We start from the raw sequence: 9,061 nt of genomic DNA, 5'->3' as shown, positions 1-9,061 counted from the left end.
GGTACCGCCGCGGATATAGGTGGCGGGGATTTTCACTTGCGGCAGATGAGCCATAGCTGCAGTCCTGAAAAAGTAGCCCGGATGCAATCCGGGAATGACGGCGCCGTTCTCCCCGGATTGCATCCGGGCTACGTGCGCGTTTGGGAGTTATGCCGGCCCATTGACGGGCCGGCATGTCACGTCAGGTCAAGCCACCGCGCCTTCGAGGAAGTCCTTGGCGAAACGCTGCAGCACACCACCTGCGTTGTACACGCTGACGTCAGCCGCGGTGTCCAGGCGGCAGGTCACCGGCACCTTGACCGTCTCGCCGTTACGGCGATTGATCACCAGGGTCAGGTCGCAGCGCGGTGCAATGTCACCCTCGATGTCATAGGTTTCAGTGCCATCCAGGCCCAGGGTCAGGCGCGTGGTGCCCGGCTTGAACTCCACTGGCAGCACGCCCATGCCCACTAGGTTGGTGCGGTGGATGCGCTCGAAGCCTTCGGTGACTATCACTTCCACACCCGCCAGGCGCACGCCCTTGGCCGCCCAATCGCGCGAAGAGCCTTGGCCGTAATCGGCACCGGCGACGATGATCAGGTTCTGCTTGCGCTTCATGTAGGTCTCGATGGCTTCCCACATGCGCATCACCTGGCCTTCCGGCTCGACGCGAGCCAGCGAACCCTTCTTCACCTGCCCGTCGACCACGGCCATTTCATTGACCAGTTGCGGGTTGGCGAAGGTGGCGCGCTGCGCGGTCAGGTGATCGCCGCGGTGGGTGGCGTAGGAGTTGAAGTCCTCCTCCGGCAGGCCCATTTTCGCCAGGTACTCACCAGCAGCCGAGTCCGCCAGGATGGCGTTGGACGGCGACAGGTGATCGGTGGTGATGTTGTCCGGCAGGATCGCCAGCGGGCGCATGCCCTTGAGCGTGCGCTCACCGGCCAGCGCGCCTTCCCAGTACGGCGGACGACGGATATAGGTGGACATCGGCCGCCAGTCGTACAGAGGACTTTCCGCCTCCTGCACGCTGCCCAGGTCGAACATCGGAATGTAGATCTGGCGGAACTGCTCCGGCTTCACGCTGGCAGCGACTATGGCGTCGATTTCCTCGTCGCTCGGCCACAGGTCTTTGAGGGTGACCGGATTGCCGTTGGCATCTGTACCCAGCGCGTCCTGCTCGATATCGAAGCGCACGGTACCGGCGATGGCGTAGGCCACCACCAGCGGCGGCGAAGCGAGGAAGGCCTGCTTGGCGTAGGGATGGATGCGCCCGTCGAAGTTGCGGTTACCCGAGAGCACCGCAGTGGCGTACAGGTCGCGGTCGATGATCTCCTTCTGAATCGCAGGCTCCAGCGCCCCGGACATACCGTTACAGGTAGTGCAGGCGTAAGCGACGATGCCAAAGCCGAGCTTCTCCAGTTCCGCCAGCAGACCGGCTTCTTGCAGATACAGCTTGGCAACCTTGGAGCCCGGCGCGAAGGAGGTCTTGACCCAGGGCTTGCGCACCAGCCCCAGCGCGTTGGCCTTCTGCGCCACCAGGCCGGCGGCGATGACGTTGCGCGGGTTGGAGGTGTTGGTGCAACTGGTGATGGCGGCGATGATCACCGCGCCATCGGGCATCAGGCCCTGGGCTTCTTCGCCCTTGCCGGCCTGCAGCTTGGTTTCGTCGGAGATGCCACGCTCGGCCAGCGCCGAAGTCGGCAGGCGGCGATGCGGATTGCTCGGGCCGGCCATGTTGCGCACCACGCTACCCAGGTCGAAGCGCAGCACGCGCTCGTACTCGGCGCTGGTCAGCGCGTCGCTCCACAGACCGAGGGTCTTGGCGTAGTTTTCCACCAGCGCCACCTGCTCCGGCTCGCGGCCAGTGAGCTTGAGGTAGTCGATAGTCTGGCCGTCGATATAGAACATCGAGGCGGTAGCGCCGTATTCCGGGCACATATTGGAGATGGTGGCACGGTCGCCGATGGACAGGCTGTCCGCCCCCTCGCCGAAGAACTCGACCCAGGCACCCACCACGCGCTCCTTGCGCAGGAACTCGGTCAGCGCCAGAACGATGTCGGTGGCGGTGATGCCCGGCTGGCGCTTGCCAGTCAGCTCGACGCCGACGATATCCGGCAGGCGCATCATCGACGGATGGCCAAGCATCACGGTCTCGGCTTCCAGGCCGCCGACACCGATGGCGATCACGCCCAGGGCATCGACGTGCGGGGTGTGCGAGTCGGTGCCGACGCAGGTATCAGGGAAGGCGATGCCGCCGCGCGCCTGAACCACCGGGCTCATCTTCTCCAGGTTGATCTGGTGCATGATGCCGTTGCCGGCCGGGATCACGTCGACGTTCTTGAACGCGGTCTTGGTCCAGTCGATGAAGTGAAAGCGATCCTCGTTGCGACGATCCTCGATGGCACGGTTCTTCTCGAAGGCATCCGGGTCGAAGCCCGGTGCTTCCACGGCCAGCGAGTGGTCGACGATCAACTGGGTCGGCACCACCGGGTTGACCTTGGCCGGGTCACCACCCTTTTCGGCGATGGCGTCGCGCAGACCGGCAAGGTCGACCAATGCGGTCTGGCCGAGGATGTCGTGGCAGACCACGCGCGCCGGGTACCAGGGGAAGTCCAGGTCGCGCTTGCGATAGATCAGCTGCTCCAGCGAGGCGGTCAGATCCTGCGGCTCGCAGCGACGTACCAGCTGCTCGGCGAGCACCCGCGAGACATAAGGCAGCTTCGCCCAGGCGCCGGCCTGGATCGCCTCGACCGCCTCAGGGGCGTCGAAGTAGTCCAGCACAGTGCCAGGCAGGCGCTTGCGGTATTGGCTATTCACGGTGTCAGTCATGGTTATTTACGCTCCTCGAGCGGCACGAACTTCAGGTCTTCGGGGCCTGTGTAGTTGGCGCTCGGGCGGATGATCTTGCCGTCGATGCGCTGTTCGATGACATGCGCCGACCAGCCGGCGGTGCGGGCGATGACGAACAGCGGAGTGAACATGGCGGTGGGCACGCCCATCATGTGGTAGCTCACGGCGCTGAACCAGTCGAGGTTGGGGAACATCTTCTTGATCTCCCACATCACGCTTTCCAGGCGTTCGGCGATGTCGTACATCTTGGTGTTGCCCTGCTCCACGGACAGCTCGCGGGCCACTTCCTTGATCACCTTGTTGCGCGGATCGCTGACGGTGTAGACCGGGTGACCGAAGCCGATCACCACTTCCTTCTTCTCGACACGGGCACGGATGTCAGCCTCGGCCTCATCGGGAGTGTCGTAGCGCTTCTGCACCTCGAAGGCCACCTCGTTGGCGCCGCCATGCTTCGGCCCGCGCAGCGCGCCGATAGCGCCGGCGATGCAGGAGAACAGGTCGGAGCCGGTACCGGCGATCACCCGCGAGGTGAACGTGGAGGCATTGAATTCGTGCTCGGCATACAGATTCAGCGAGGTGTGCATGGCACGCACCCAGGACTCGCGCGGCGTCTGGCCATGCAGCAAATGCAGGAAGTGGCCGCCAATGGAGTCGTCGTCGGTATCGACCTCAATGCGCTTGCCATTGTGGCTGTAGTGGTACCAGTACAGCAGCGCCGAGCCAAGGGAGGCCATCAGCTTGTCGGCGATGTCGCGGGCGCCCGGATGGTTGTGGTCGTCCTTCTCCGGCGCCAGGCAGCCGAGTACGGATACCGCGGTACGCATCACGTCCATCGGGTGCGCCGAGGGTGGCAGTTGCTCCAGCGCCGCTTTCACCCCGGCCGGCAGGCCGCGCAGGGCCTTGAGCTTGGCCTTGTAGCCGGCCAGTTCGGCGACGTTGGGCAGCTTGCCGTGTACCAGCAGATGAGCGATTTCCTCGAACTCGCAGCGGTTGGCGAAATCGAGCACGTCATAACCCCGGTAATGCAGGTCGTTGCCGGTGCGGCCAACGGTGCACAGTGCGGTGTTGCCGGCGGTGGTACCGCTCAGGGCGACGGATTTCTTCGGCTTGAAGCCAGGGGTGGTTTCAGTCGAGCTCATGGTCATCTCCTTATCTCTTGTTCTGCGTACGCGGTCCGGATGCGATCCGGCACCACGATAACCATTCCCGGATTGCATCCGGGCTACAGCCTTATTTCTTGCTGGCGGCGAACAGCGCGTCGAGCTTCTGCTCGAAGGCGTGGTAGCCAATGCGGTCGTAGAGCTCGACACGGGTCTGCATCAACTCGATCACGTCCTTCTGGTGGCCGTTCTCGCGGATCGAGGTGTAGACAGTTTCCGCCGCCTTGTTCGCCGCACGGAAGGCCGACAGCGGGTAGAGCTGGATGGCCACGCCGACCGAGGCCAGCTCGTCGCGAGTGAACAGCGGCGTAGCACCGAACTCGGTGATGTTGGCCAATACCGGTACGTTCAGCGCATCGACGAAACGCTTGTAGGTCGGCAGGTCGTACGCTGCCTCGGCGAAGATGCCGTCGGCACCGGCCTCGACGTAGGCCTGGCAGCGCTCGATGGCGGCATCCACGCCTTCGGCCTGGATGGCGTCGGTGCGGGCGATGAGAAAGAAATCGGGGTCGGTCTTGGCGTCTGCGGCGGCGCGCACGCGGTCGACCATTTCCGCGCAGGAGACGATCTCCTTGCCCGGACGGTGGCCACAACGCTTGGCACCGACCTGATCCTCGATGTGTGCAGCGGCGGCGCCGGCCTTGATCAGGTTCTTGACGGTGCGCTCGATATTGAAGGCCGAGGGGCCGAAGCCGGTATCGATGTCCACCAGCAGCGGCAGATCGCAGACATCGGTAATGCGGCGCACGTCGGTGAGCACGTCGTCCAGGGTGTTGATGCCCAGATCCGGCAGACCCAGGGAGCCAGCCGCCACACCACCACCGGACAGGTAGATGGCGCGAAAGCCGGCGCGCTTGGCCAGCAATGCATGGTTGGCGTTGATCGCGCCGATCACCTGCAGCGGGTGCTCTTCGGCGAGGGCCTTGCGAAAGCGCTGGCCGGCGGAAAGCTGGGTCATGAATCACCTCGGGTCTTGGATGAAGTGGCAAGCGCTTCCTTGTAGTGGCGCTCGATATTGCGTTTGGAGGCGCCGATGTGACGGCGCATCAGCAGTTCGGCCAGTTCGCCGTCACGTTCGGCGATGGCATCGAGAATGCGGTGGTGCTCGGCGAAGGCCTGGTGCGGCCGGTTAGGCGTGGCCGAGAACTGCAGGCGATACATGCGCACCAGCTGGTACAGCTCGTCGCACAGCAACTTGGCCAGGGTGCGGTTGCCGCTGCCCTGGATGATCCGGTAGTGGAAGTCGAAGTCGCCCTCCTGCTGGTAGTAACCGACGCCGGCCTTGAAGGCGGCATCCTGCTCATGCAGTTCCAGCACACGGCGCAGTTCATCGATCTCCTGCTGGGTCATACGCTCGGCGGCCAGGCGACAGGCCATGCCTTCGAGGGACTCGCGGATCTCGTACAGTTCGATCAGCTCGGCATGACTGAGCGCCACTACCCGGGCGCCCACATGGGGAACACGCACCAGCAGCTTCTGCCCTTCCAGGCGATGGATCGCCTCGCGCAGCGGGCCACGGCTGATACCGTAGGTGCGCGCCAGTTCAGGCTCGGAGATCTTGCTGCCCGGAGCGATCTCGCCCTTGACGATGGCGGCCTGTATCAAACGGAAAACATGCTCGGAGAGCGTTTCCGAATCCACCTGCGGCGCTGTAGAGACTTCAGACTCTAGCAACATCATTGTCGACACCTTCAAATTCAATGGCTACAAAACTACGCCTAAAAGCCATTTCAGTCAAAGCAGACCAAAGTATTGTCGACAATATTCCTGACAGGGCATGACGAGCGATCCGCGACCTTACTTGCAGAAAGCTACATAAGCTTCTGTCAGCACGGAAAATCCCCATGTTAGAATCCGCGCATTCACGCCCGGCCATTGCCTTTTGCCATGCCTGCTAGAATTCACCGCGGGCAGTTGTATGGCAGGATGCCGCCAGACGCTGTCGCTCAACCGCCCCTGGCAATACCTCTCAAGGACTCATGAGACTGAAACCCTTCTCCTTGTTGCTCTGTCTGCTGACCTTGTCCTGCCCGGCTCTGGCCATGGGCAAGTCGATCTATGGTCTGAACGAATACATCCATATCGAAGAGCTGGATCTTCAGGTGGCTGCCAAGCTCGACACCGGCGCCAAGACCGCGTCTCTCAGCGCTCGCGATATCAAACGTTTCAAGCGTGACGGGGAAACCTGGGTGCGTTTCGTGCTGGCCATAGACGACGCCCACGAACGCACCATCGAGCGCCCATTGGCGCGCATCAGCAAGATCAAGCGACGTGCAGGTGACTTCGATCCAGAGGAAGAAAAGACCTACACAGCACGCCCGGTAATCGACCTGGAACTGTGCATGGGAAAGACCCTGCGCACGATCGAAGTGAACTTGACCGACCGAAGCGCATTCCAATACCCGCTTCTGATCGGCTCCGAAGCGCTCAAACACTTCGAAGCCATGGTCGATCCAAGCCTTAAATATGCAGCTGGCAAACCCAACTGCACCAATGACGCAACCCCTGGCGAGTAATTCCCATGCGCTCTCTGAACCTGCATCTGAAAGTCCTGATCACCCTGCTGGTGACCCTGGGCGTTCTGATTACGGCATACCAAATCTTCATTCTCGGCATTCCGGTGACCGAGGACGAGACCGACGATCTGTGGAACATCGATGCCAAGGTCGAATTCCAGGCAACCCCGCGTGAGCCGGTGAAGCTGCAGATGTTCGTACCGCCGCTGAACCAGGATTACGTGAGCCTCAACGAGAGCTTCATCTCCAACAACTACGGCGTCAGCGTCAACCGTGTCGACGGCAACCGCCGTGTCACCTGGTCGGCCCGTCGCGCCAGCGGCAAGCAGACCCTGTACTACCGCCTGGTGCTGACCAAGCGTTACAGCGGCGAGCAGACGCCAGCCAAAGGCCCGATCTTCCGCGACAGCATCCCGGTCGAAGGCCCTGAGAAGATCGCTGCCGAGGCCTTGCTCGCGCCGATTCGCCAGCACTCGGCGGATGTCGAGACCTTCATCAGCGAAACCATCAAGCGCATCAGCAACGCCAATGACGACAACGTCAAGCTGCTGCTCGGTGGCGATGCCTCTACCGCCAACAAAGCCAAGGTGGTCGAGCTGTTGCTGTCCATCGCCCATGTACCGATGGAGCGCGTGCACACCATTCGCCTGCAGGCCGAGGTCGCCCAGTCGCCCGAGCTGTGGCTGCGCAGCTTCAACGGCCAGAAGTGGTTGTACTTCAACCCGGAATCCGGCGAACAGGGCCTGCCTGTCGACCGTCTGGTCTGGTGGACTGGCGATGGTGATCTGGTCAGCCTCGAAGGCGGCAAACAAGCGCAGATCAGCTTCAGCCTGAACAACAGCGAGATGAACGCCATCCGTCTGGCCAAGCTGACCGACGAAAACACCGATGCGTCGTTCCTCGAATATTCCCTGTATGGCCTACCGCTGCAGACCCAGCAGACCTTCATGATCATGGTCATGATTCCAATCGGCGTGCTGGTGATCCTGATCCTGCGCAACCTCGGTGGCCTGCAGACCCTGGGCACCTTCACTCCGGTACTGATCGCCCTCGCCTTCCGCGAGACGCAACTGGGCTTCGGTATCTTCCTGTTCACCGTGATCACGGCGCTCGGTCTATCGCTGCGCTCCTATCTGGAACATCTGAAGCTGCAGATGCTGCCACGCCTGTCGGTAGTGCTCACGTTCGTCGTGGTGCTGATCGCCACCATCAGCCTGTTCAGCCACAAGCTGGGGCTGGAGCGCGGCCTGTCCGTGGCGCTGTTCCCGATGGTGATTCTGACCATGACCATCGAACGTCTGTCGATCACCTGGGAAGAGCGCGGTGGTGGTCACGCCTTCAAGGTCGCCATCGGTACCCTGTTCGCCGCGACTGTCGCGCACCTGCTGATGAGCGTGCCTGAGCTGGTGTACTTCGTGTTCACCTTCCCGGCGATCCTGCTGATCCTGGTGGGTTTCATGCTGGCGATGGGTCGCTACCGTGGCTACCGCCTGACCGAACTGTTCCGTTTCAAAGCCTTCCTCAAGGACTAACACCATGTTCGGCCTGATCAAGACGTGGAAGGCCCTTGAAGCCAAAGGCATCATGGGCATCAACCGACGCAATGCGGATTACGTGCTGAAGTACAACAAACGGCACCTGTACCCCATCGTCGACGACAAGATCATCACCAAGGAGCGGGCCATCGAGGCCGGCATCGACGTGCCGGAGATGTATGGCGTCATCGAAACCGAGAAGGGAATCGAGAAGCTCGACGAGATCATCGCTGGGCGCAACGATTTCGTCATCAAGCCGGCCCAGGGTGCCGGCGGTGACGGCATCATGGTCATCGCCGACCGTTTCGAAGATCGCTTCAAGACAGTATCCGGCAAGATCGTCAGTCATGAGGAGCTGGAGCAGCAGATTTCCAGCATCCTCTCCGGCCTGTACTCGCTCGGTGGTCACCGTGACCGCGCGCTGATCGAGTACCGGGTAACCCCGGACACCATCTTCAAGAGCATCAGCTACGAGGGCGTGCCGGACATCCGCATCATCGTGCTGATGGGCTATCCGGTGATGGCCATGCTGCGCCTGCCGACCCGCCAGTCCAACGGCAAGGCCAACCTGCACCAGGGTGCCATCGGTGTCGGCGTGGACCTGGCCACTGGCGTCACCCTGCGCGGCACCTGGCTGAACAACAAGATCAGCAAGCACCCGGACACCACCAACGCGGTGGACGGCGTGCAACTGCCGAACTGGGATGGTTTCATGAAGCTCGCCGCCGGCTGCTACGAGCTGTGCGGCCTGGGTTACATCGGTGTGGACATGGTTCTGGACCAGGACAAGGGCCCGTTGATTCTCGAACTCAACGCACGCCCCGGCCTGAACATCCAGATCGCCAACGACTGTGGCCTGACCCACCGCGCCCATGCGGTGGAAGCACGCCTGGAAGAGCTGAAGGCCAAGGGCATTCAGGAAGACGCCGAAGAGCGCGTGCGGTTCTCTCAGGAACTGTTCGGCCATATCATCGGCAAGGAAGTCTGAGTACCAGTTGCGCCAGGTCACCCAGACCTGGCG

Annotated in this window: 7 protein-coding genes; 3 read left to right on the top strand and 4 right to left on the bottom strand. The window is 62.2% G+C overall.

Annotation, left to right across the window (positions count from 1 at the left end; genetic code table 11):
* Window positions 1-186 precede the first annotated feature (186 nt).
* The 4 genes from acnD to PCLY_RS04075 all read right to left on the bottom strand — a co-directional run bounded on the left by acnD (window position 187) and on the right by PCLY_RS04075 (window position 5,666).
* On the bottom strand, window positions 187-2,808 hold the full coding sequence (gene acnD, locus PCLY_RS04090; protein ID WP_061238024.1) for a Fe/S-dependent 2-methylisocitrate dehydratase AcnD: 2,622 nt from the start codon (window positions 2,806-2,808) through the stop codon (window positions 187-189).
* Window positions 2,809-2,810: 2 nt separating this feature from the next.
* Entirely contained in the window at window positions 2,811-3,968 is a 1,158-nt protein-coding gene (gene prpC, locus PCLY_RS04085) for a bifunctional 2-methylcitrate synthase/citrate synthase (protein WP_061238023.1), read from the bottom strand.
* A gap of 91 nt (window positions 3,969-4,059) precedes the next feature.
* Window positions 4,060-4,947 (bottom strand): methylisocitrate lyase, encoded by an 888-nt coding sequence (gene prpB / locus PCLY_RS04080; protein ID WP_061238022.1) that lies wholly within the window; start codon window positions 4,945-4,947, stop codon window positions 4,060-4,062.
* Window positions 4,944-5,666, bottom strand: coding sequence for a GntR family transcriptional regulator (locus PCLY_RS04075; protein WP_061238025.1), 723 nt, complete (start codon window positions 5,664-5,666; stop codon window positions 4,944-4,946). Before PCLY_RS04075 ends, prpB begins: the two co-directional genes overlap by 4 nt.
* 302 nt (window positions 5,667-5,968) lie before the next feature.
* Here PCLY_RS04075 and rloA point away from each other — a divergent pair, with 302 nt between their 5' ends.
* Genes rloA through PCLY_RS04060 form a run of 3 tightly spaced genes read left to right on the top strand, consistent with a single transcriptional unit; the run spans window position 5,969 to window position 9,028 of the window.
* Window positions 5,969-6,505, top strand: a complete 537-nt coding sequence (gene rloA / locus PCLY_RS04070) for a retropepsin-like aspartic peptidase RloA (protein ID WP_061238021.1) — start codon at window positions 5,969-5,971, stop codon at window positions 6,503-6,505.
* Window positions 6,506-6,510: 5 nt separating this feature from the next.
* On the top strand, window positions 6,511-8,037 hold the full coding sequence (gene rloB, locus PCLY_RS04065) for an osmotic stress tolerance membrane protein RloB (protein ID WP_061238020.1): 1,527 nt from the start codon (window positions 6,511-6,513) through the stop codon (window positions 8,035-8,037).
* A 4-nt stretch (window positions 8,038-8,041) separates the two neighbouring features.
* Complete coding sequence (locus tag PCLY_RS04060; RefSeq protein ID WP_061238019.1) at window positions 8,042-9,028, top strand: alpha-L-glutamate ligase-like protein; 987 nt, start codon at window positions 8,042-8,044, stop codon at window positions 9,026-9,028.
* Window positions 9,029-9,061 lie beyond the last annotated feature (33 nt).

This window comes from Ectopseudomonas composti (assembly GCF_001567565.1).
Classification (GTDB): domain Bacteria; phylum Pseudomonadota; class Gammaproteobacteria; order Pseudomonadales; family Pseudomonadaceae; genus Aquipseudomonas; species Aquipseudomonas composti_A.
Note: the sequence above shows the minus strand (reverse complement) of the source record. Positions and strands in the feature narration are given on the sequence as shown.

Excerpts from the sequence above, each read along its gene's own strand:
- prpC (WP_061238023.1), bottom strand. The coding sequence starts at position 3,968 with ATGAGCTCGACTGAAACCACCCCTGGCTTCAAGCCGAAGAAATCCGTC.
- acnD (WP_061238024.1), bottom strand. The coding sequence starts at position 2,808 with ATGACTGACACCGTGAATAGCCAATACCGCAAGCGCCTGCCTGGCACT.
- prpB (WP_061238022.1), bottom strand. The coding sequence starts at position 4,947 with ATGACCCAGCTTTCCGCCGGCCAGCGCTTTCGCAAGGCCCTCGCCGAA.
- rloB (WP_061238020.1), top strand. The coding sequence starts at position 6,511 with ATGCGCTCTCTGAACCTGCATCTGAAAGTCCTGATCACCCTGCTGGTG.
- PCLY_RS04060 (WP_061238019.1), top strand. The coding sequence starts at position 8,042 with ATGTTCGGCCTGATCAAGACGTGGAAGGCCCTTGAAGCCAAAGGCATC.
- rloA (WP_061238021.1), top strand. The coding sequence starts at position 5,969 with ATGAGACTGAAACCCTTCTCCTTGTTGCTCTGTCTGCTGACCTTGTCC.
- PCLY_RS04075 (WP_061238025.1), bottom strand. The coding sequence starts at position 5,666 with ATGTTGCTAGAGTCTGAAGTCTCTACAGCGCCGCAGGTGGATTCGGAA.